The 20,930-nt window shown below is 67.5% G+C and carries 21 protein-coding genes; 4 read left to right on the top strand and 17 right to left on the bottom strand.

The window, feature by feature from the left end; all coding sequences use genetic code 11:
- Positions 1 to 61: 61 nt before the first annotated feature.
- The 17 genes from ACFV1J_RS17965 to ACFV1J_RS17885 all read right to left on the bottom strand — a co-directional run bounded on the left by ACFV1J_RS17965 (position 62) and on the right by ACFV1J_RS17885 (position 16,140).
- Positions 62 to 1,693: an SGNH/GDSL hydrolase family protein gene (locus ACFV1J_RS17965; RefSeq protein ID WP_385859114.1), complete on the bottom strand. Its 1,632-nt coding sequence runs from the start codon at positions 1,691 to 1,693 to the stop codon at positions 62 to 64.
- A gap of 22 nt (positions 1,694 to 1,715) precedes the next feature.
- Positions 1,716 to 2,741: a hypothetical protein gene (locus ACFV1J_RS17960; protein WP_385859112.1), complete on the bottom strand. Its 1,026-nt coding sequence runs from the start codon at positions 2,739 to 2,741 to the stop codon at positions 1,716 to 1,718.
- Between the two features lie 2 nt (positions 2,742 to 2,743).
- Entirely contained in the window at positions 2,744 to 3,922 is a 1,179-nt protein-coding gene (locus tag ACFV1J_RS17955; RefSeq protein ID WP_385859110.1) for a siphovirus ReqiPepy6 Gp37-like family protein, read from the bottom strand.
- A gap of 12 nt (positions 3,923 to 3,934) precedes the next feature.
- The gene (locus ACFV1J_RS17950) at positions 3,935 to 4,762 is read right to left on the bottom strand and encodes a phage distal tail protein (RefSeq protein ID WP_385859108.1); all 828 of its coding nucleotides are present in this window, start codon (positions 4,760 to 4,762) and stop codon (positions 3,935 to 3,937) included.
- Positions 4,763 to 4,892: 130 nt separating this feature from the next.
- A complete protein-coding gene (locus ACFV1J_RS17945; protein ID WP_385859106.1) occupies positions 4,893 to 10,193 on the bottom strand; it encodes a transglycosylase SLT domain-containing protein in 5,301 nt (1,766 codons plus the stop codon).
- A gap of 15 nt (positions 10,194 to 10,208) precedes the next feature.
- Positions 10,209 to 10,583: a hypothetical protein gene (locus ACFV1J_RS17940; protein WP_330821174.1), complete on the bottom strand. Its 375-nt coding sequence runs from the start codon at positions 10,581 to 10,583 to the stop codon at positions 10,209 to 10,211.
- Between the two features lie 35 nt (positions 10,584 to 10,618).
- Entirely contained in the window at positions 10,619 to 11,032 is a 414-nt protein-coding gene (locus tag ACFV1J_RS17935) for a hypothetical protein (protein ID WP_385859104.1), read from the bottom strand.
- A gap of 99 nt (positions 11,033 to 11,131) precedes the next feature.
- Positions 11,132 to 11,710, bottom strand: a complete 579-nt coding sequence (locus ACFV1J_RS17930) for a phage tail protein (RefSeq protein WP_385859102.1) — start codon at positions 11,708 to 11,710, stop codon at positions 11,132 to 11,134.
- 10 nt (positions 11,711 to 11,720) lie between these two features.
- The gene (locus ACFV1J_RS17925) at positions 11,721 to 12,137 is read right to left on the bottom strand and encodes a hypothetical protein (protein WP_385859100.1); all 417 of its coding nucleotides are present in this window, start codon (positions 12,135 to 12,137) and stop codon (positions 11,721 to 11,723) included.
- Between the two features lie 20 nt (positions 12,138 to 12,157).
- On the bottom strand, positions 12,158 to 12,382 hold the full coding sequence (locus tag ACFV1J_RS17920) for a hypothetical protein (protein ID WP_330821179.1): 225 nt from the start codon (positions 12,380 to 12,382) through the stop codon (positions 12,158 to 12,160).
- Positions 12,382 to 12,708, bottom strand: a complete 327-nt coding sequence (locus ACFV1J_RS17915; RefSeq protein WP_385859098.1) for an HK97 gp10 family phage protein — start codon at positions 12,706 to 12,708, stop codon at positions 12,382 to 12,384. Before ACFV1J_RS17915 ends, ACFV1J_RS17920 begins: the two co-directional genes overlap by 1 nt.
- Positions 12,708 to 13,046 (bottom strand): hypothetical protein, encoded by a 339-nt coding sequence (locus ACFV1J_RS17910; RefSeq protein WP_385859096.1) that lies wholly within the window; start codon positions 13,044 to 13,046, stop codon positions 12,708 to 12,710. The genes ACFV1J_RS17915 and ACFV1J_RS17910 overlap by 1 nt, the downstream gene beginning before the upstream one ends.
- On the bottom strand, positions 13,046 to 13,420 hold the full coding sequence (locus ACFV1J_RS17905) for a hypothetical protein (protein WP_385859095.1): 375 nt from the start codon (positions 13,418 to 13,420) through the stop codon (positions 13,046 to 13,048). Before ACFV1J_RS17905 ends, ACFV1J_RS17910 begins: the two co-directional genes overlap by 1 nt.
- A gap of 2 nt (positions 13,421 to 13,422) precedes the next feature.
- The gene (locus ACFV1J_RS17900) at positions 13,423 to 14,052 is read right to left on the bottom strand and encodes a hypothetical protein (protein ID WP_385859092.1); all 630 of its coding nucleotides are present in this window, start codon (positions 14,050 to 14,052) and stop codon (positions 13,423 to 13,425) included.
- Complete coding sequence (locus tag ACFV1J_RS17895; RefSeq protein ID WP_385859091.1) at positions 14,052 to 14,429, bottom strand: hypothetical protein; 378 nt, start codon at positions 14,427 to 14,429, stop codon at positions 14,052 to 14,054. Before ACFV1J_RS17895 ends, ACFV1J_RS17900 begins: the two co-directional genes overlap by 1 nt.
- A gap of 45 nt (positions 14,430 to 14,474) precedes the next feature.
- A complete protein-coding gene (locus tag ACFV1J_RS17890; protein WP_330821186.1) occupies positions 14,475 to 15,332 on the bottom strand; it encodes a P22 coat protein - protein 5 domain protein in 858 nt (285 codons plus the stop codon).
- 19 nt (positions 15,333 to 15,351) lie between these two features.
- Entirely contained in the window at positions 15,352 to 16,140 is a 789-nt protein-coding gene (locus ACFV1J_RS17885; protein ID WP_385859089.1) for a hypothetical protein, read from the bottom strand.
- A gap of 147 nt (positions 16,141 to 16,287) precedes the next feature.
- Here ACFV1J_RS17885 and ACFV1J_RS17880 point away from each other — a divergent pair, with 147 nt between their 5' ends.
- Genes ACFV1J_RS17880 through ACFV1J_RS17865 form a run of 4 tightly spaced genes read left to right on the top strand, consistent with a single transcriptional unit; the run spans position 16,288 to position 20,634 of the window.
- On the top strand, positions 16,288 to 17,163 hold the full coding sequence (locus ACFV1J_RS17880; protein WP_385859087.1) for a hypothetical protein: 876 nt from the start codon (positions 16,288 to 16,290) through the stop codon (positions 17,161 to 17,163).
- On the top strand, positions 17,163 to 17,687 hold the full coding sequence (locus ACFV1J_RS17875) for a hypothetical protein (protein WP_385859085.1): 525 nt from the start codon (positions 17,163 to 17,165) through the stop codon (positions 17,685 to 17,687). The genes ACFV1J_RS17880 and ACFV1J_RS17875 overlap by 1 nt, the downstream gene beginning before the upstream one ends.
- Before the next feature lie 2 nt (positions 17,688 to 17,689).
- A complete protein-coding gene (locus ACFV1J_RS17870) occupies positions 17,690 to 18,940 on the top strand; it encodes a PBSX family phage terminase large subunit (RefSeq protein ID WP_385859083.1) in 1,251 nt (416 codons plus the stop codon).
- 17 nt (positions 18,941 to 18,957) lie between these two features.
- The gene (locus ACFV1J_RS17865) at positions 18,958 to 20,634 is read left to right on the top strand and encodes a hypothetical protein (RefSeq protein ID WP_385859081.1); all 1,677 of its coding nucleotides are present in this window, start codon (positions 18,958 to 18,960) and stop codon (positions 20,632 to 20,634) included.
- The last annotated feature ends 296 nt before the right edge of the window (positions 20,635 to 20,930 follow it).

Raw genomic sequence — 20,930 nt, 5'->3', positions numbered from 1 at the left:
GCACCTTCCTGCACAACGACCGTACCGAGCCGCGCCGACGGGGCTCAACCCTCGCGACGGATCAGGCAGGCATGAGCGCCCGCAGCGCCCCGTAGATGCGGCGGGACAGGTAGACGTGACCAGCGTCGGTGGGGTGCACGGCGTCGGCCCCGATGTACGTCGCCGCGTTCGCGGCGGTGATCCAGGCGCCCTGGGTGGTAACCAAGGTGCCGGCGCCGTCGTACACGCTGCCGCTCAGCGGGGAGATGAACGGCAAGCCCGCCGAGGTAGCGGCCGCCTTAATCGTGTTGTCCGTGTTCGTGATCGACGTAGCTGGTGATCCCGTCGGCGAGTGGCAGCCAATCACGTAGATCTCCCCACCCACGGCGACCGCAGCCTTCAGTGCGGTGAACAGGCTCGCCGCGGCCGACGCGATGCTGCTCTGACTGCCGCCGTTGTCGTTGTAGCCGCCAGACACGATCAGCCTGTCGAAGGAGTACGGGGTGATGTCGCCCGCCACCCGGTCGCCGAACACCGCGTAGGAGCCGGGGGTGATGTATCCGGTGCCGCCGCGGGCCTGGTCCCACACGTCGTCACAGCCCAGCAGCCGGGCTACACGGTACGTCCAGGTGCCGCAGCCGGCGCCGGTGTTCTGTGCGGAGCCATCCGAAATGCTGTCGCCGAGGATGCCGAGCCGGCCGCCGCGCGACGACGGCTTCCAAGCGGTCGCCCCCGGGGCCAGGAAGAGGCCGCCGAAGGGCATGGTGGTGAAGTCGAAGCGGATCAGCCGTGGCGTACTGGAGCCAAAGTTGACCTTGAGGACGTGGGAGCTTCCGACCGTGGTGCCGCCGGACGACTGCATGAGGTCGGTCATTTTGCGGCCGTCGACCGTCAGCCGGTACATGGTGGCCGTGCTCGAAACGTACTTGAACTTGATCTCGAATTGGGAGGCGTCCGTCCAGAACGACACCGCCCAGTTCGCCTGACCGGACGCGTAGGTGTTGGGGTAGCGGGACGTCGGCAGGTAGTAGCTGGAGTCCGGCACGCCGGTGCCGTAGGTGAAAGAGCCAGCGCCCAGGTACAGGAACGGGCCCGTGTCCGGCGGCAGGAGCGCCTGCGCGCTCGCGATAGTCGACGTGGACTGCTGTGTCGTCGTCATCGTCGGCGTCAGCGTCGAAAGGGAGTCCACCGTCAGCTGGTCCGGCAGGTGCCGGCGTCGCCACGCATTCGACCAGCGCACCCCGGTCGCTGCGAGTGAGTCGGCCACCAGCTGCTGGCCGGAGGCGCCAACACCAAGCCGTGCGATCGCGTCATTCGCGCTGCCGACGAGCAGGTCGCCCTTGGCGTCCACGGTGGTCTGCGACAGCACGCCGGACACCGCGGTGGTCAGCGTGCTGATCGACGAGTTCACCGAGGTGCGCAGCGCCTCGACGTCCGCACCCAGGTCGTTGGCCTGCATGAGGTAGCGGCCGAACCCGAAGTCCACCCAGCAGCGGGTGACCGTGTCGGGCCCGTAGAACTGCACGCCACCGTTATCGTCACTGACGATCTGCGTGATGGCGTTGCCGGCCATGTCGGTAAGGTCGGTCAGCTGGTTACCGCCGGTGGCCGCATCCCACACCGTGCCGCTGGCGCCGCCTCGGATGACGAGGGCGCTGCTGACGCGCTCCATGGCTATGTCGGCGGGGCTGCCACCGAAGGAATGCCTGGCCATGTGGCCGCTCCTGTCTGCCTGGTCAGGCGATCTCGTAGGTGCCGGTAATGGTGAGGACGTCACCCGTCCTGATGTTGAACGGGTCGTTCGTGAGCATGTTGAGGCTGTTGGGTGTGGACGACGCGCTGATGCCATCGGCCAGCGGGAAACGTAGGCGCGCGATCTTCGTGGCCGATTCGGTGGGGAACGTCATGCCAACGCCGACCGCGCTGCCCTCGCCGTTGGAGGAGGTGAAGTTCCAGGTGAAGATCTGCCTGTACGCCACAGTGCTCGGTAGGGGCAGGGTTACCGCGATCGGATCGTCGTAGGCCGCGGGATTGCCGGTCGGGGTGAGCTGGATGCTGACCCAGCAGAGCTTGCCGCCGAGGAGCCGGTAGCGCCCAGAGTTCTGGCTGCCGTTCCCCCAGTTGATGACGGTCGATGATGCCGCGGTGCCCGCCGTCCATACAGGTGTGTAGGTGGACGGCTCACGGGACTGGATAGTGCCCAGCAGGTTCCAGTTGGAGCCGTCAGCCACCAGAACTTCGCTGCCCTCTAGAGCGAATAGACCGGCGGTCGGCGGTCGGCGCTGGCTGGCGATGCTGGGCACGATTGCCTTGCCGGTGAACCACCTCTGGTCAAGCACGTTAGTGGCGGTGACGACCGATGAGCCGGCCGCGACGGTGCACTGAGCAAGCGGGATCTCCCACGTACCGGCTTCGTCCTGCGTCAGCGTCGGTGCCACCGCACCACCGGTCTTGTAAACGGCGTTCACCGCGTTCGCGGATGGATCGGCCCTCAGCACGACCAGGTCGACGCGGGCTGACCCGCCCGCGTTCGCGGTGACGGGAATGTTCATGGCCGCGTCGTTGCGGTAGAAGAACCCGTTGACATAGGCGCTGCCCGGGGCAAGGCTCACGTTGCCGGTGCCGTTGCCGGTGACCTTCAGGTCCGTAGAACTGGGCGAATCGGCGTGCACGCCGTCGAGCCCCCAGCGGCGCGCCATGCGGGACCACTGCAGCTCGGTGGCGATTTGCGAGCCGTCGAACGGCGCGGAGAACTCAGTCATGGTCAGGCGGCCTTCCTTGTCTTGAGCCGCGCCACGTCCTTCTTGACCTGGGCGATGTAGGAGTAGATGCGGGCAACGGTGTTCGCGGTGGAGTCGCCGCCACCGATCGCCGCGGTCGTCTTCATGCCGTCGGCGGCGGTGCAGGCGAGGGTGACCTCGCGGACGACGTCCGTGTACCAAGTGCCGCCGCGCAGTTGTGCGGCTACGGTGTCTCCGACCTGGTAGTCGCGGCCGTAGCGGAGCAGGGGGATGTCGATCGGGGAGATGGCTAGGGAGCCTTGCCCGGCCCCGTTGGCGAGTGCTTCGGCCCCGGCCTGGTCCATCTGGGCGGTCAGGTCCACGGACGCGGTGTCGACGCTCGTGAGGTCGACGAACTGCTCGATGACGAGGCCCGGGAAGAGCGGGTCGGTGCGGTCGTAGGTCTTGCAGACGCGCGGGCTGGACTGGCCGCCCGCGACGACTAGCGCGCGCGTGCAGGTGGGCGGAGTGGTGGTGTAGTTCGCGTCGAGCAGGTTGCCGAGCCCGAAGCTGAAGCGCGCCGTCCCGGACCGGTCTACAGGTACGTACACCTGGAACTGGAGGGCAGATCCGACCTGCACGACGCGAAAGCCGAGGCCAGCCGAGTTGGCTATGTCGACGAGCACAGTGAGCAAGTTGTCGAACTGGTTGACTTGGCGGGTGATGGCCCCGCCGTGCGCCCCGTCCGCAGCAAGAGTGAGCGACGTGTTCTTTCGAGATGCAAGCGCGCCTGGCCCTGCGTTGACGTTGACGAGGGAGCGCATCGCGGTCTCCGCCACGACAGCGGAGATCTTGTAGACCGAGTCGGTCTGCGAGCCGATCACGGCGGCAGGGGTGGGCCAGCAGGCGTACTGGGTGAGCAGCCCTGTGTCATCCACGCCGCCGACCGTCAGCTTCCCGGTACCCGCGTCAGAGGCTGAGCGGGACCAGTCGACCGTGCGGATGGGCCCGGACATGACCGTGTCGCCTGTTGCCGTGCGGATGATAAGGCCGTTGCCCTCTACCAACAGTGAGGCTTTGGCGCTGTCTGCCGGGATCTCCATCGTGTACGCGCCGACCGCGTTGTACCGCGGGATGACGTTGAGGCTGGTGTAGTCGTCGACTTGGCCGATGCGTGCGAGGGAGGCGTCGCGAACGTACACGCGGAGCGCGGTGGAGTCCATGTATGCCCCCTCTCAGGCGGCCAGATAGCGGAGCTGGTAGCTCATGCGGACACGGGTGGCGGTGGTGGAGCCGGCGACGCTGAGGTTGAGGTCGTTGATGCCGGTCTCCAGCGCCCAGAGGTCAGAGGCGTCACTGAGGTTGGGCCACAGGTTCGTTGTGCCGTTGAGGAGCGCGGTCTGCTGTCGCTGCCGGGTGTCGATAACGATCGTGTCGCTCGATGTGATCGTGCGGGTGAGCACGAGGGTCTGCCCGGTGGTGTTGTTGGTGAGCGTCACCGAGGTGGCGGGGCCCTCGACGGTCCAGACAGGAAAGGCGTCATCGTCGCCGTCGTTGTTGACGGTGACCGCGCCGAGCACCTGGGAGTCGCCGACGGTCAGCGGCAGCAGCGGCAGGAACGTTCCGGTGTTGCCGGTCTTCCACTCTTCCTCGACCTCGGAGCCGAGCCAGTAGGGGGAGGGCGCGTTGAAGGTGATCGAGTTGATGCACCAGCGGCGGCCCGTCGCATCGAGCGACTCGTCGCCTTCCATGCCGGAGGCGTACAGCACCCCGATGGTGCGGGCCTCACCGGTGATCTGGGTGACCGTCAACGTGCCGAGCCCGCGCTTCGGGTTGAGGGAGCGGATGAACCCGCGGCGGCGGGCAAGGTAAGCCTCCCGGGAGTCGTCCGAGAAGAACGCTATCGGCAGGCTGATGTCCTTGCCCTGGGCTCGGACCTGCCGGACTGCGTAGCCGTCAATGCCAGGGCTCTCGTCCTGCGCTACCGCATAGCCGGGCATGTCCAAGCCTTTGGCGCCGGGCTGAAGGACCCAGCCGTTTTCCCAGTCGGTAAGCAGCGTCACGGTTCCGGACGCATCCGTGAAGGAAACCTGCGGAGTTTCGTGGGCTGGCGGCCGCGGTACTTCGGGTGCGGGTGTGGGCTGCTCGGGTGGCTCCGGTGTGGGGAGCGGCGCGACGAGGATGGGCACGGCGTCAGCCTCCGATCAGCACGGGTCGGTGCAGCTGGTCGTCGAGGGCGAGCGCCGCGAGGATGCTCTGGCGGGAGGCGACTTCGCGGGTGGTGGCGTTGTAGTGCAGGTGCCGGTCCCCCACCGTGTTGGTCGTGCTGCTCACCATGCGGGTGGTCGTGGCCGCGGTGGTGGAGCGCACCGCGGCAGCCATCTGTGATGCTGCTGCGGCGGCCTGCGGGGTCGCCGCGCCCATGCCCTGGGCGAAGCCAGCGACGGTGAACTCGCCGAGTTCAGCCATCACCCGCGACGGAGACTTGATCTTCAGGGCCTTCTTGATGGAAGCCTGGATGGCCTTCGCGAGCTTCGACATCGAGTCCTCGATGCTCTTCTGCTGCGCCTCCAGGCCCTTCAGGAAGCCCTTGCCCGCCTGGCTGCCTGCGTCGTACAGGGAGTCCGCCGTGCTCTGCCCGTAGCTCTTCGCTGCGTTCTCGATCTGCGTCTGCGTCGCGTTGAGGGACTTGAGCTGCGCCGGTGTGGCGTTGACGAGGGCCTGGGCGTAGGCGGCGCCGGACTCCGGGCCCATCTGGATGACCTGCTGCAGCAGGGTCTTGTTGAGGCCCAGCTTGGCGAGCTTCGCGATGTTGGAGCTGAAGACCTTCAGCTGGCCGAGGCGTGTCTGCAGCCCGGCCAGGATGCCGCCAGCGTCGAAGGTGTTGCCCCCGTTGGGGAGGGCGTTGATCGCGGCGTAGGACTGGCCGGCAGCCGTCTGGTCTGTGGCGAACTGCTTGGCGGTCGCGATGGTCGCGGCGATCTTCGCTTGCTGGGTGGAGAGAGCCTGCAGCTTCGTCGACGTCGCCCCCAGAGACTTCAGCAGCCGATCGTCGATGGTTGAACGGACACCCTTGAAAGCATTCCGGATCGCGGTGGTGACCTTGGCGATGGCGTCCTTGATCTGGGCGGTCGTGCCCTCTAGCCCATCCAGGAAGGCTTTGCCGATGACCGAGGCGATGCTGCCCTTGCCGGTCGCCGAGATGAGGCCACCGGAGGCGTAGCCGGGGATACGTGTGCCCATCTGGCGGGCCATCTTCAGCGAGTCGGGATGCGAGTAGATTCGCACGCCGCCGGCGAAGACCTTCATCAGTTCGGGGCCCTCTTCGCCCACCCAGGCGAGTTCCCCGGGCCGGGCGTTGCCTCCGCGAGCGTAGCCGCCAGGCCGGTTGTAGGCGCCCGCGAGGGAGCCGTACCTGCTGATGGCGTACCGCATGCTCGCGTAGATGTTGGCGAGCGGGTCCCAGATGCCGCGTCCGCGGAGGGCTCCGGCGTAGGCGTTGAAGGTGGGGTCGATGACCTGCATCAGGCCCTTGGAAGGGGTGCCGTTCTTGGCGTTGATATCCCAGTTGTTGATCGCGCGCGGGTTGCCGCCCGACTCCTGGTTCATCCGCCGGAGTACGACGTTGAGGAGGCTGGCAGGCTGCTTGAGTGCCTTGAGCGCGTCGAGGACCACGTTCGTCCACTGCGCCACGCCATGCCCCGGCTTGTAGTTGGCGAGGAGAGCGCTGGCTTCCCCCTCCTTGCCGTGGATCCAGGAGACCGCCTTGCTGGCCAGTCGGCGCGGGACGGCCTGCACGAGACCGGTCCAGTTGGGGCTGCTGTCCGTCGCACTGTCCAGCGGCCCGAGCAGCTTCGTGAATGCGGTTTTAGCAAGGTCGGCGAGTCCGCCGCGGGCCCAGTCGACGCCCTTGTTGAGGATGTTTCCGACAGCCCGGGAGAGGGGGTTGTCGGTGAGGGTGTCCCAGATGTCACCGATGATGCCGCCAGTGGCGTAGCCGCGGAATTGGCGCAACGAACGGCCGGCCATGGCAGCGGCGTTGACGGCGTGGAGGCGGGCTCGCTCGTAGGGGTCGCGCATCGCTTCCGCTACGTAGACGCCCTCGCCGCGCCTCATGGGCACGAGTTGGTCGTCGCCCTGCCACCAACGGGAGAACCCTGGCAGGATGCCGCCGCTGGCGCGGCCGTCGTTGATGCCGCCGCGGGCGAATCCCTTTGGCAGTGTCATCGGGCTCATCTCGCCTATGCCGGGGAGCTTGGCGGCGGTTGCGTTCCAGACTCGGACGATGCCCTTATTGAAGACGGTGTTTACCAGGAACTTCACGGGCGCTTTGGCAAGGCTCTGCAGCTTGGACCAGGCGCTGCCGATTCCGTTGACGGCGCTGCGGAAGAAGCTCACGACGTTGTCGCGGAAGTCGCTGATCTTTCCTTCGACGGTTTTACGCATGGAGGAGACGCGAGAGGACAGCCCGGACCATAGGCCGTTCCAGCGGTCGGCCACCCAGGTGCGGACCCGGCCGAACCAGTCGCGGACGCCGTGCGCGAAGCCGCCGATCTTGGTGCCGATGGCGTCGGCCGCATCCTCGACCCGTCCGATGGTGTTCGCCCAAGTGGCGTTCCAAATGCCGCGGAGCCAGGCCTTGGCCCGGTTAAACCAGTCCCGGATCGCTTTGAGCATGTCGGGTATGACGGAGTGCCCGACAAGGTGATCTGACAGCCATTCGAATCCGGCTGCGATCTTTTCCGTGACCCACTTCACCGCGTCGATGAAGGGCTGCATCTTCCGCTTGACGTCTTTTATGAAGTTGATGAACTTCGTCAGAGCGGGGATGACGACCCGCTCGATGACCTCGGTTCCGAGCTTGGTCAACTTCTCCGTCAGGCGGAGGATCGGCGGGACGAGAGGCAGGATCGCCGGCAGCAACTCGATCAGGAACTGGTCGGACAGTGTCATGATCTGAGGGATCAGCGGGGCCAGATCGGTGAGGATCTTCCCGAACGACTTCCCCAACTGGACCATCGCCGAGATCAAATCTGGCATGATCGGCTTGAAGGCTTTGAGCAGCTCCAGGAACTCGGCTGCCCCCTGCTTAACCAGTTCCTGCAGGACAGCGCCGAGGCCGCTGAGGATTGGCGTGAGCGCCTTGCCGAGTCCGTCGGCCAGCTGCTTGAAGATCGGTGCGAGCTGAAGGAACAGCCTGCCGATCTCCTTGATCACTGGAGTCATCGGCTTCAGTGCGGCCACCAATAGATCGCTGATCAAATCGAGCAGCGGCGTGATCACGGGCACGAGATCGCCGATCGTGCTGGCCAACTGCACGAAGACGGGCTCCAGTGCTTTGATTACCGGCTGGAGGGCCTTGCCGAGGGCGCTGATCAGCCGCTCGACGGGCGGTCCGAGCTTCTCAAAGACTCGCCCGATGATCTTTAGCGCCTGGCCGAGGATTGGCGCCGCAGTCTTCGCGAACTGCCCCATCACTCCGAACAAGGCTTTCAGTCCACCTTGCACTTCCTTCGAGTTGACGATCTTCGCCATCTCGCCGGTGACGGTCTTGAGTACACCGATGATCCCGCCGCCGGACGTCGCGCCGGCCTGCATGATCCCGTTGATGATTTTGAAGACGTTGCCGCCCACCTGCATCAACTGGCCGAACAGGTGGATCGCGTTGTTGATCGTCTTTTCCATCGTGCCGGACGAGAACGCCGCAGTGAGCTTTCCGGCGATGCGGTCCACCACGCCCGCCGCCTTTTGGCTCAACCCCTGCAAGGCCGGCTGGGCGGCGATCGACACCTGACCGAATGCCGTGACCAACTGGCCGGGTACGCGCTGTAGGGGTGAGAGCGACTTCGCTGCTCCGTCGAGGATCTTCCTCAGCTGCCCCGTCCTGGCCAGGTTGTCCACCGCGGTCAAGGCATTACGGGCGGTCCGGTTGAGTACACCGGCCACGCCCTCGAGACCCCGCCGCAGGATCGGGATGACCCGACCGCCCACGTCGGTCAGGCGGGATCCGATCCCGGCAAAGAGAGCGTCCTGAACGCCCAGCCGCATCCCGTCCCAGGCCGGCTTCAGCGCCTGCACCGACGCCACGAAAGAGCGTGCGTTGGGGCTGAGCTTGGCGAGCGCATCGTTCAGCTTGTTCGTGCCGGCCGCCGCCGAGGTCTGCGCGTCGGCCACCCGCTGCTGGGCATCCGCGACGGCCTGCTGCGCCTGCGCGATCGACCGCGCCCCGTCCCGGGCCGTCTTCGTCTGTGCCGCGCGGGCGTCAGCGACAGCCTGCTCGCGATCCTTGACGTCCCGCTGCGCCTTCGCCTCAGCCTGCTTGGCCTGCACGACGGCCTTGGAGCCCTCGACGCCCGCCTTGTTGGCGGCGGCGACCTCGTTCTTCAGGTCTATCTGCTTCTGCGTCTGGTCCTTGAGGTTTTGGACGGCCTCGTCGTAGGTGAGCTGCGCCTGCTGCCGCTGCAACTCGGAGGCCCGGGGGTCGGACAGGGTCTTGTAGAGGTCTTCTTGTGCCTGCTTGACCGCCAGCGACGCCGACCGCTGGTCCAGGGCGCCGTGTGCGAGCTGCTGGTTGAGGTCCCGCAGGTTCTGAATGGCCTCCTCGCGGGCCGCGTTGAGATCCTGCTGCGCCTGCCTGGCGTTGGTCTGCGCGTCGGCGAGGTCGCGCTCGGCGCTGAGCACAGACCGGGCAGCGGCCTGGTTCGCGGCGGCGGCGTTCTCCCGCGCCACGCCGACCTGCTCTACCGCCGCCTTCACAGCCCGCTCCGCCGACGCGATAGAGCTGGCGGACTTGACGGCCTTCGCAGAGTCTTGCGGCGCGAACGCGGCCTTGAATGCGTCCCCCAGCCCGGACGTGCCCAACTTGATGGCGGCGAACGCCGAGCCGAGAGCCACCACCACAGGTACCGCGATAGCCGCCGCCGGAGCGATGGCCGCCACCGCGTTGGCCAGGGAGCCCGCCAGGGGAATCGCCGATGCGAGCAGCATTCCCTTCGACGCGAGCATGCCCATCGCGTCACCGGCCAGCGACAAGGCACCCGACAGTTGCCTCGCTGGCCCCGAGTTGACGTTGGCATCGATGTGCGCGGTGCGGTTGCGTGCCGCGCGGTCCAGGGCGGCTGCGGCGACGCGGGTGTCGGCGGTGGCGGTGATCCGCACGGTGCGGCGCCGGGTGAGGTTGGCGAGGTCGTTGGCTGCGACGCGCGTGTCGACGTCGGCGCCGACCCGGACCACCCGGCGCCTGATCAGGTTCTGAATTTCGTTCGCGGCGACCCTGGTGTCGACGTTGGCGCGGATCTCCACCGTGCGGTCACGGATCAGCTTTTCGAGCTTCCGCTCCACCGCCTCATACGACGGCTGGTGAATCTTCGGTTTGATGTCGATCGACAGGGACTGGTCGATGCCGGTGAGGTCGGAGCGCAGCTGGGAGCTGAACCCGGTCATGTCCGGCAGGATGCTGACCCGGGTGCTGCCGACGATGGTGGGTCCCGCCACGCTCTCCCCTCCCTCCTATCGGGCGACCTGGTCGAGGTCGCGGATCTGCTGCTCCAGCCGCGCTATCTCCGCGGCGTCCTGCTCCGCACGGGCGGGCGCGTAGCGCTCGATGTACGCCAAGGCCCGCTCGTCGGCTGCGGCGCGCAGCTCAGCTGCTTCGACGTCCGCTTCGAGGCGCGGTGGATGGATGGCCTGCATGTCGGGTGGGCTGCCCTTGAGGTGGGCGGCCCACAGGACCCGGATCGTCATCAAGGTCGCGTTGTAGATGGAGGCCAGGGCGTAGGTGTCCTGGCTCCACCGTCGGCCGTCGATGTCGCCGGCCATGGCCGCCTTGGTGGCGGAGTCCTCGGGCAGGGCATCGACGAGATCCCGCAGCTCGGCCCAGCTCATCGACCCCTCCCCCCATGACACGGCCCAGAACTCCTCTAGGCGACGGCCGGGGTAGTAGCGCTGAATGTCGGCTCGGAGGCTCCCGGAGTGCTCACGGAGGAGATCGAGGAGCCGGAGCCTTCCCCCTGGTTGGTGCCTGCCACTTCACCCATTTCCTCGATGAGTTCGGTGAGTTCGCCGACCGTCAGGTGTGCCTCCTTCACCAGGCGGTCGAAAGCCTCGGGGGGCGTCGCGATCTCGCGGAGGACGGCGATGTTTGCGTTGCCGCCCTTCTCTTCGACCGCTTCGATGACCTCCACCGGCCAGTAGTCCGGCGTGGGGAAGCTGACGGTTTCCTCGACGCCGTCGGCGCGTTCGAAGACCAAGTCGACGAACTGCGTCTTAGCGGCTTCGGCGCGTTGGGCGCGCATCTGCTGGAGGCGGAGGACCTTGCGGTTGGGCTTGGACACGGTGGTTCCTCTCGGGCGGGGACTAGGCGGGGGCTATCTGGTGGTGGCCTGCCGTGCCGCCCCCGCCCGGAGATGAGCGCAGCAGGCCACCGGCATGGGTTAGGCCGGGAGTTCGACGTCCGTGATGAAGTGCTGGACGGACTGCCCACCGCCGGGCGCCGTCAGCGCGGTGAAGGTGAGCTCGTAGTTGGAGCTGTCGTCGGCGTTGTGCTTGATGGCGCCGCGGTCGGACACCTCTGCGCGGGCGACCATGATTCGGTGGACTTTGCCGGACATGAGAACGTCCAGGCCGAGGGCGATCTCCACCTTGTCCTGGGTGGAGCCGGAGCCGAAGCTGACGAACTGCTTCTTGCCGGTAGCCGCCGGAGTGCTGGTCATGTTGGCAACGGCGACCTGGTAGTAGAGCGACAGCATCTGGGCTGTCGTCTCGCGGAACGTGATCTTGAAGGTCTGGGTGCGCTTCTTCGTCAGGCTGACGACCGGCGCGTCCTCGCCCCACGCGTCCAGCTCCGTCTTGTCCTCAGCGAGCGCCTCCTCCAGGCCCTCGGTGGTCACATAGCCGAGGTCCGTGAAATCCGTTCCCCAGGCCAGCTCAGGCCCGAGCGGGAAGGCAGACCCGACCTCAGCTATGTATGCCTTGCCGGCTGTACCGACGATGATGTTGTTCGCGTCGCCCACGGCGGGCCTCCTAGCTCGATATCCGGGGTGGGCGGACGCTCATCCCCAGGGTCATGCCGACGCGCGCGACGCCGGTATTGGGCTCTTCCGGCCGGTCCTGTGGCCCTGTCTCCTGGCTGACGCCGGTCACCTCGCCGGCGTCCGTCACCTGGCCGGGCAGCAGCTCCCAGATCGCGCAAACCTGCTGAGCCAGACGCATCGCGGCATCCTCCGTGGGCGCATAGCAGTCCACGCTGAATCGCGGCCGATCGCGAGATGCCGGGTCGCCCCAGCCCCTCATGTCTGCCGTGCCTCCGATGCGCAGCACCCGGACAACCCGCGCGCCGGTCAACGCAGAACCGGCAGGGGTCTTCGACGACACCAGGACGTCACTCGGCAGGCCCAGCGCGAGCAGCGTGATCGCGATGGCCTTGCTGTCGGGGAGCATCAACGGAGTCGCCGTCATGGCTACTTGCCGCCACTCTTCTCGACCGACGGCGCGGACTTGGTGTCGACACGGGTGCCAGTGCGATCCTCCGTCGCGTCGGCCTTGCCCTTGCCAGTAGCAACCGGCTCGGCGAAGCCCTTCCAGCGGGGCACCTCGTCGACAGGGACTTCGATGGTGTCGCCGGGCTTCTTACCTTCACGCCAGAACGTCAACTTCATCTCGACGGTGTCGGTGTCGCTGGCCATCAGTGGTCGCCTCCTGCGGCGTCGAGGGCGTTTCCGAGGGTGTGCCGTGCCGGATGGATGAGGCGGCCCGTGCGGTCGGTCTGGCGGGTGCCGTACTCGATGTAGATGGCGTACTGAACGCCGGTGTCTACGTGGACAGACCCGTCAGTGTCGTGGTCGGGGTTGACGTGGATGCTGGCCCGGTAGGCGCCGGTGTCCACGGGTGCGGTCTGGCGGGCCAGCTCGGCGACACGTCCCATGCGGTCCTTCAGGTCCGCCTGCACCTCATGGCCGGTAGCCAGCGACTGGATCGCCTCTTCGTCGATCTGGATGTCGGTGAGTGCCATCAGCCGGCCACCTCCAGCAGCGACACGGCCTGCCCCGACAGCGGCCCAGCCGCCTCCGCCGTGCTCGGCACGCCGTCGACCTCCCAAGTGCGGCCGTCCCACCGGGCCCGATGCCACTCGGTGACGCGGGGCGCGCGGCGCGGCAGCCACACCGTGGCCCGGGTCGTGGTCTGGTCGCCCGCCTGCGTGCTCTCGGAAGAGGAGGCGTAGTCGACGGTGCAACCCGAAACTGGGGTCTCGGTTGCGTTCCCCCAGTCGCGGGACTGCACGTTGTAGGCGCCCGCCACGAGAGGGGCGTCCAGGAAGACAACCGTCTGCCGTCCGATGGGTCCTGGCATCAGCCCACCACCAGCGGATAGATCGTCAGCAGCCCCGAAGAGCGGAGCACCGACGCTGCCTGTGAGCCGATGCGCGGAGCGACCCCGGCCGATGAGCCGACGGTGCGTCGGGTGAACGACCTGCCGCCCACGCTCATTGACTGCACGTCGCTGTTGGCGCCGGTCTCGTCGTCACGTTCCATCAGCCAGTGCACCTGGCGGACACACGCCCGGCGCAGCGCCTCGGCCACCGCCGGGTCATCGGTGTCGTACACGGCGCCGATCAGCACCTCGTCCAACGCGTCGGACGCCTCCTCGAGGAGACGCACGGCGTTGTCCGGCACCGGGTCGGGTGCCAGCCAGGTGGTGAGGTCCTCGATCGTCGCGTAGGGCACGGCTACTCCCCCGCGGCCTCATAGTCGGCGACCCATGCCTGAAGGTCGGCCTTGGTCATGTCGTCGGCGAGCTGCTGGTCGAGGCCCTGCGAGACGGCGTAGGCGCGCCAGGTGTCGACCTTGTCGGCGGCCTTCGGCTTCTCCCGGCCGGGCTCCTCCGTGGTCCCACCGGGGGTGGCCTCCGGATTGCCAGTCTGGGATTCGCCATCCGAAGACGACCCAAGAGGCTCCTCCTCAGGCTCGTCTTCGACGGGCTTGAGGGCGTCGTCGCGAGACATCGCCTCGTCGGCTTCGTCACGGGCCTCCAGCCACTCGCGAAGCTGGTTGGCGGTCATCGTCGACGCGTGGTCGGCGAGCAGCCCGCGGCGTACCGCATAGGTAGCCAACTCACGCGGGTCGTCCCCGGACGGTCGATCGCCGGCATCCGGGACGTGCACACCGACACGGTCGACAGTGCGCGCCTCCGAGCCGTGAACAACAACCAGGCTCTTGTCGCCGTCCTGCACGTCGGGCGCCTCGCCGGAGACCGGCACGAGCTGACCGCGGGCCACCTGGCGGGCCATCTGCGGCGACAGGGGCTCATCCAGGTGCAGGCGGAGCCCACTCAGGCCCTGGTATTCGCGGCCCGCCATTAGTACGCCTTCGGGAGCTTGAAGACGGTGATCGTCCCGGTGAACCCGGACTCGAAGTCGATGTAGAGCTGGGATCCCCGCTGCTGGAAGTGGGCCGAGGTGAACGGCCCCACGAACTCCTTGCCGGTGTTCGCAGCGACGGAGACGACGAGGTCGCCCTGTCCGGCCATCCACGACTGGGGGCCCGTGCCGGTCTTGACGGTGACGTTCTTCGCGCCGGCCGCGGTGTTCGCCACGCGCAGCACGGTGCGTTCGGGGTCGACGCCGTTGATGACAACGCCGTTGGTGACGAGCGTCGAGTCGATCGTGGTGCCGGCCACATCGCTCGTGTGGCCGTTGGGGGTGAGTGCGGTGTAGCTGACTGCGGTGCGCGCCATGGGTGTGACCTCCTGTGAGTCAGCGCGGACGAGAATCAGGGAGGATCACGCCGGGTCGATGAAGGCGACCGCGATGCCGGTCGGCCGAAGGAGCTTCGCGCCGTAGACGTGCAGGCCGCGGATCGCGTCGGCGATGGTGGACTGCAGGCGCAGCGCCTCGGTCTCGAGGATCTGCTCGGCGTAGGTGATGGCGCCCGGGTAGCCGGCCTGGATCACCTGCGTGTCGCTGCTCGGGTTCGGGGTGTTGTTGGACTCGAGGATGTCGAATCCTGCGGCGCGTCCGACCATGCCGTTGCGCAGGCCTTGGTCAGTGCCGCTCTCGTTGACGCGGACGAAGCGTCCGTCCTTGAGGAGCTGGCCGGTGAACTCGGGGCTCGCGACGACGTAGCGGCCTTCGGAGGGGACGTTGGCGCGGTTGAGCTTGGTCCGCAGCGGGACGAGGACGCTGTCGTAGGCGGCGGTCGCCGCGGTGTGGATGTCGATCGGGGCGCCGGTGGAGCCGACGGTGTTGGCGGAGGCGACGCCGGTGTAGAGGCTGGCGACGTAGGCGTCCGCCTTGTCCCGGAGGCCGTAGGCCGCATTCTGCGCCATGTCCGCCATGGGGTTCATGAGGGCCTGCGCTTTGTCCACATCGTCGATCTTGAAGGCGAAAGCCTTCGCCTGGTCGATGACCAAGTCCGCGCCGGCAGTCTCGATGTCCTCGTAGTTGAGGGTGTCGCCCGCGTCGTAGTCGAAGATCGTCGGGTCGCCGATCGTGGTGATGTGCACCGACTGGCCGTGCGAGGTGATCTCGCCCTCATAGTTGCGGTTGACCAGCTGCGGCTGCGCGTAGACGAGCGAGTTGCGGAGGCCGACGAGGAGCTGTGCGCTCCAGATCTCCGGCTTGAAGTTGTTGATGGACAAGGCGGGCTCCTAGGGCCTCTCAGCTGCCCAGATAGGACCTGAACCGTCCCTCTGCTACAGCCTGATTGATCTCTTCGGGGGTCATCCGCTTCGCGTCCTCTGCGCCCAGCTGCCGCTTCCCTCCAGGCGCCCCGGACATCGGCGCACCGCCCGCGGGCGTGGCCTCGGGCTTCTTCTCCGGGGCCTTCGCTGCGAGCTTGGGGTTGGCCTCCACCGCCGCTGTCACGGCCTTTTCGACCTCGCCGGCGAATCCGTCAGCCTCTGGGTCGAGCTTGGCGATGGCGCTTGCGAAGCTCCGGGAGTCGAGGAGCGCGTCAGGGTCGCCGCCGTGCTGCCCGGCCGTCTTGTAGACGGCGAGTTCCACCTGCGTCTGGCGGGCCTGGTCGCGGGACGCCTTGGTCTCTCCGCGGGCCTCTTCCAGTTGCTGGGCGAGCTGTTCGGGTGTGGGCGGCTTCTCTTCGTCGGTCTCGAGGCCGAACGCCTTGGCGACCCTCTTCATCAGGTCGGCCTGGTCGTCCTTGGCTTTCTTCTCTGCGGCTTCGCGCTTGGCCTTCTCGGCTGAGACGTCGCCACGGAGGTTTTCGACGAGCTTCTCGAAGCGGGCCGGGTCGAACTCTCCCTCGAACTTCGGCGCCTTGGCCTTCTGTTCGGTGGGCTGCTCGGTTGCCGGCTCGGCGGGGGTTGCGGGTGCGGTCGGCTCTGGCGGAGTCGGCGCGGCAGGTGTCTTCTCCGGGGTGGTGGGCTCCGGCTGGGTGCCGGGCTCAGCCGGGGTCGGCTCCTGGGGTGCTGCGGGGGCGGGGGTCGTCACGGATGGCCTCCTTGGGCTGCCGACGGTCTGGCGACACCTAGATCGCCTCTCGTTGGCTCCGATCGTAACCCTGAACCTAATGCAATGCTGCACAATCAAAGGCCAAAAGGCAAGATATCCTTTACTTCAAAGGTTAGGGGGTGGGTGATGGGCACCGACAGCCACACATGGGCCACCCACGCCCACAAGCAGACCGCCGACCTCCAAGCCCTCGAACAGCAGGCCACCCACACAGCCACCGCGCCGCTCGCCGCAGCCATCGCCGCAGCCCAACGAGCCGCCACCACCCAGTGGCTGACCATCACCAGTGCGGTGCGCACCACCCCCGGAGCTGACGCGATTCGGCGACTCCTGCAGCGCATCCGCGAACTCCTCGCCGGCGCGTTCCGCGGCCAGGGCGCCCACGCCCAACAGGCCATCCAGGAAGCGGCGTTGGCTGCCGTGCAGTTCGGCGCAGCACAGGCCGCCCGCATCGGCACACTGATCGGCGGCAGCCCGCCACCCACTAGCCCCGTCCTCGAACCCGGCCCGCAGGCGCAGGCCGTGACCGAAGGCGTGACCAAGGCGATCGACAACGAACACCACGCAGCCCTCGCCCTACTCACCACGGCGGCCATCACCGCAGGGGGTCTCGCTGGCGTCACCGCGGTCTTCCGTCGGGCGCGCCGCGCGGTCGCCCGCGTCGCTAACGCCGCCGCAGTCGCCGTCACCAGCGCGGCCGCGGCCGGAGCTGCAGCCGTCGCCCGAGCCTTCGGCCCCCACATGCTCCTTCTGTGGGTCGCGGAAGTCGACGCCTGTCCGGCATGCCGCGCCTACGCAGGCCGCACCACCCGCCCCGGCAAGCCGTTCCCCGGCGGGCTCACCCTCGACCCGCGCACCGTCTTCCCGAGCCCCATTGTTGGGCCACCCCGCCACCCGCACTGCCGATGCGTCGTCATCCCCTGGCGCTCCGACTGGCAGACCGGCGGCACCCCCCTTCCTCTCCTGCTGCGCCAGCGCGCACAGACCGCCCGGAGGATCTGATGGCAGCATCCGGAGTCGTCACCGACACCAAGCGCAAGCGCGTCTGCCAGCTCATACGGGACGGCAAAGGCCGTAACGAGATTGCACGCGAGGTGGGCCTTGCCCTCGCCACCATCACAGGAATCGCCCGGGACGCCGGCCTGTCCTTCGACCGGTCCGCCACCGCCGCAGCCACCGCCGCCCGGCAAGCCGACCTCGCGGCCATGCGCTACAAGACGGCGATCGAACTGCACGAGATGGGCGACAAGCTTCTCGCCCAGGTGTTCCAGCCGCACACAGTGTGGGCGTTCGGTGGCAAAGACAACACCTACGCCGAAGAGCACCACCCCGAACCGCCGCCCGCGGAGAAGAAGTCTCTGGTGCAGGCCGCGGCGACCGCCTTCGACCGGAGCTTGAAGATGGCGCCGCCCGAGGACGCGACTGGCGTCGATGAGGCGCGCAGCATGCTGGGCGACCTCGGCAAGGCCATTACCGAACTGTCGCAGGCCGCCGACGACGAGCCCGTCGAAGGCGACGAGGCGTAGCCGTGCTGGACACCCTGCCCCTCTCCCCCAAGCAGGTGAGGTCTGTCGCCGAGTCGACGACCCGGGTCTCGTGCTGGGAGGGGGCGATCCGGTCGGGCAAGACGATCGCCTCGCTGCTCAAGTGGCTGATCTACGTGTCGCAGGCGCCGCCGCGAGGCGAGTTGGTCATTGTCGGGAAGACGGCGCAAACCATCCACCGCAACCTGTTCCTGCCCATGCAGGACCCGACGCTGTTCGGGGAGATTTCCAGGCACGTGCACTACACGGCCGGTGCGCCGACGGCGACGATCCTCGGCCGGATCGTCCACGTGATCGGCGCGAACGACGCCAAGTCGGAGCCGAAAATTCGCGGCATGACGTTGTGCGGCGCCTACGTCGACGAAGTAACCCTCGTCCCCCAGGTGTTCTTCGAGCAGCTGCTGGGCCGCATGTCGGTGAAGGGCGCCCAGCTGTTCTGCACAACCAACCCCGACAACCCCGGGCACTGGTTCATGCGGGACTGGCTCTCCCAGGAAGGCAAGAAGCCCCTGCGCCGCTTCTCCTTCACGATCGACGACAACCCCTTCCTCGATGCCGACTATGTGCGCGACATCAAGGCCATGCACCAGGGCCTGTTCTACCGGCGGTTCATCCTCGGCGAATGGGTTGCAGCGGAGGGTGCGATCTACGACGCGTGGGACCGGGAAGCGCACATCGTCACCGACATCCCCCGCGACCGCATCCACCGATGGATCTCCCTCGGCGTCGACTACGGCACGAAAAACCCGTTCCACGCCGTGCTGCTCGGCCTCGGCACGGACCGGCGCCTCTATGCGGCGGCCGAGTGGCGCTACGACTCCCGGCAGACACGACACCAACTCACCGACTCCGAGTACTCGGAACGGCTGCGGGACTGGCTCTCGGATGTGCCCGGGTACGGGCCGGTGCGCCCGCAGTTCGTCACCGTCGACCCGTCAGCCGCCTCGTTCGTCACGCAACTGAAGCGGGACAAGCTCGTCCCGACGAAGGCGAAGAACGAGGTGATGGACGGGATCCGCACGGTGTCCAGCCTGCTGGCCCGCCGCAGGCTCCTCGTGCACGCCTCCTGCAAAGACTTGATCACGGAGATCGGCGGCTACTCGTGGGATGACCAGGCTGCGCTCCGCGGCGACGAGAAGCCGATCAAGGTCGCTGACCATGGCGTCGACGCCCTCCGCTACGCGATCTACACGACCCGCGCCACGTGGCATCGGCACCTCGCCCTCGCCGCCTAGCCCCGAAAGGAATCGTCATGCCGCTGCCCCCATCCGGGAAGACCACGTGGCCGCCGCCGCAGCTCGCCGCCCCGTTCGCCGACATGGACACCTGGCACGCCTGGTACAGCGGCGACGTCGACCGCCTGGCGCAGGTGTACGGCGGCGCCGGATCACTGGCCGGCAACTCCACAGCCCGTTCCTTCTTCGACCTCAACAAGCCCAGCCAGTATCGGGGTGGCCTCCTCGGTGGCCTGGCCCGCATGTTCTGGGGGCAGCCAATAACCCCCGGCCAGCCCGCCTCCAAGCTGCATATCCCCATGGCCGGCGACATCGCCGAACTGTCCGCGAACCTGCTGTGGGCCGACATTCCCGCAGTCACCGTCGACACCGATTCCGCACAGACGACCAGCGACATGGTCGCCACCACCGACCAACTGCACCGCTATTTGGACGACAGAGGTCACGCCAAACTGCGGGAGGCCGCTGAGATCGGCGCCGCGTTGGGCGGTGTGTACCTGCGGGCGGTATGGGACCGGCAGGTGCGGCCGCGCCCGTGGCTCGACGTCATCTACCCGGACGCGGCGGTGCCCGAGTGGCGGTGGGGCGAACTGTCGGCGGTGACTCTGTGGCGGGAGCTGGAGCAGCAGCACAACGCCACCGAGGTGTGGCGGCTGTTGGAGCGGCATGAGCCGGGGACGATCGAGTACGGCCTGTACCGCGGCGACGCAGACACGTTGGGCATGCTGATGGCCCTTGACGACCACCCGGAGACCAAGGATCTGGTCGGCCGGGTGCGGGACGGCGGCATCCAGGACACGGGCGTGCCTCGGTTGCTGGTGACCTATGTGCCGAACATCGCGCCGAACCGGCTATGGCGCGGGATTGCGGGCACGGAGCCGCTGGGGCGCAGCGACTATGCCGGGGTCGAGCCGGTCATGGACGCGTTGGATGAGGCGTGGACGAGCTGGATGCGAGATCTTCGCCTGGGCAAGGGGCGGATCATGCTGCCGCAGTCGATGCTGGAGACCGACGGGCCGGGCCAGGGCGCCACGTTCGACCTGGACCGCGAAGTGTTCGTGGGCCTCACGATGATCGACGATGGTGATCGGAACCCGATCACTGCAAGTCAGTTCGCGATCCGCGTGGACGAGCATGAGCGGACAACGGCGGCGCTCCGCAGGCAGGTCCTCACCTCGGCCGGGTACTCCGCCCAGTCGTTGGGCGAGGAGGGTGCAGTCGCGGTGACGGCCACGGAGGTAGCGGCCCGCAAGGAACAGTCCCTGACAACCCGGGGGCAGAAAATCCTGTATCAGCGGCCGGCGCTGATTGAGGTACTGCAGACCCTGCTGCTCGTAGACAAGAAGTGGTTTGCGGCGAAGGTTGACCCCGAAGTGGAGTTGACCGTGTCGTGGCCGCAGGCGGTGCAACCCGACCAGGAGGCGACGGCTCGTTCGCTGTCGCTACTCGAGACTGCGGGCGCCATCTCGACGTGGATGAAGGTGAAGACGTTGCGGCCCGAGTGGGACGATGAGCAGGTCAAGGAAGAGGTGGACCGCATCCGGCGCGACAATGCTGTGGCGCCGGCCGGAGACCCGTTCAACAGCGGTGGCTCGGGGCGGTTCGGAGGGGGAAGCGATCCTGGCCTAGGCGCGGCCCAGGACGGGCAGTCGGTAGAGGGGGCGGGCGGGGGCTCGCAGGGCGCGGCCGCTTAGCGGCGGCGGATCCCCTTGCGGGTTGGTAGTCGGCGGTAGCGGATTCCCTTGCCGCCCTTGGTGGCGTGGGCTTTGTCGCGGGCGTAGCGTCGGAGTCGCGGGTTCGCCCAGAAGAAGCGCCACTGGGCTTTGGATTTGAAGCCGGTATGCCGGGCGCGTGCCATGTTCACCTCCCTGCTGTCGTCTCTTCTAGTCTGCACGCTGTCACCACCCCGGAACGCCGAATACCTTTGATTCGAAGGAGCTATAGGCAAATAGCCTTAAAATCAAAGGGGTCGCGCTAACTCTGTGGCCCC

The sequence above is a fragment of the Streptomyces sp. NPDC059649 genome (assembly GCF_042734445.1).
Lineage (GTDB): Bacteria > Actinomycetota > Actinomycetes > Streptomycetales > Streptomycetaceae > Streptomyces.
Note: the sequence above shows the minus strand (reverse complement) of the source record. Positions and strands in the feature narration are given on the sequence as shown.

Excerpts from the sequence above, each read along its gene's own strand:
- ACFV1J_RS17965 (WP_385859114.1), bottom strand. The coding sequence starts at position 1,693 with ATGGCCAGGCATTCCTTCGGTGGCAGCCCCGCCGACATAGCCATGGAG.
- ACFV1J_RS17960 (WP_385859112.1), bottom strand. The coding sequence starts at position 2,741 with ATGACTGAGTTCTCCGCGCCGTTCGACGGCTCGCAAATCGCCACCGAG.
- ACFV1J_RS17955 (WP_385859110.1), bottom strand. The coding sequence starts at position 3,922 with ATGGACTCCACCGCGCTCCGCGTGTACGTTCGCGACGCCTCCCTCGCA.
- ACFV1J_RS17940 (WP_330821174.1), bottom strand. The coding sequence starts at position 10,583 with ATGAGCTGGGCCGAGCTGCGGGATCTCGTCGATGCCCTGCCCGAGGAC.
- ACFV1J_RS17925 (WP_385859100.1), bottom strand. The coding sequence starts at position 12,137 with ATGCTCCCCGACAGCAAGGCCATCGCGATCACGCTGCTCGCGCTGGGC.
- ACFV1J_RS17920 (WP_330821179.1), bottom strand. The coding sequence starts at position 12,382 with ATGGCCAGCGACACCGACACCGTCGAGATGAAGTTGACGTTCTGGCGT.
- ACFV1J_RS17915 (WP_385859098.1), bottom strand. The coding sequence starts at position 12,708 with ATGGCACTCACCGACATCCAGATCGACGAAGAGGCGATCCAGTCGCTG.
- ACFV1J_RS17910 (WP_385859096.1), bottom strand. The coding sequence starts at position 13,046 with ATGCCAGGACCCATCGGACGGCAGACGGTTGTCTTCCTGGACGCCCCT.
- ACFV1J_RS17900 (WP_385859092.1), bottom strand. The coding sequence starts at position 14,052 with ATGGCGGGCCGCGAATACCAGGGCCTGAGTGGGCTCCGCCTGCACCTG.
- ACFV1J_RS17895 (WP_385859091.1), bottom strand. The coding sequence starts at position 14,429 with ATGGCGCGCACCGCAGTCAGCTACACCGCACTCACCCCCAACGGCCAC.
- ACFV1J_RS17880 (WP_385859087.1), top strand. The coding sequence starts at position 16,288 with ATGGGCACCGACAGCCACACATGGGCCACCCACGCCCACAAGCAGACC.
- ACFV1J_RS17875 (WP_385859085.1), top strand. The coding sequence starts at position 17,163 with ATGGCAGCATCCGGAGTCGTCACCGACACCAAGCGCAAGCGCGTCTGC.
- ACFV1J_RS17865 (WP_385859081.1), top strand. The coding sequence starts at position 18,958 with ATGCCGCTGCCCCCATCCGGGAAGACCACGTGGCCGCCGCCGCAGCTC.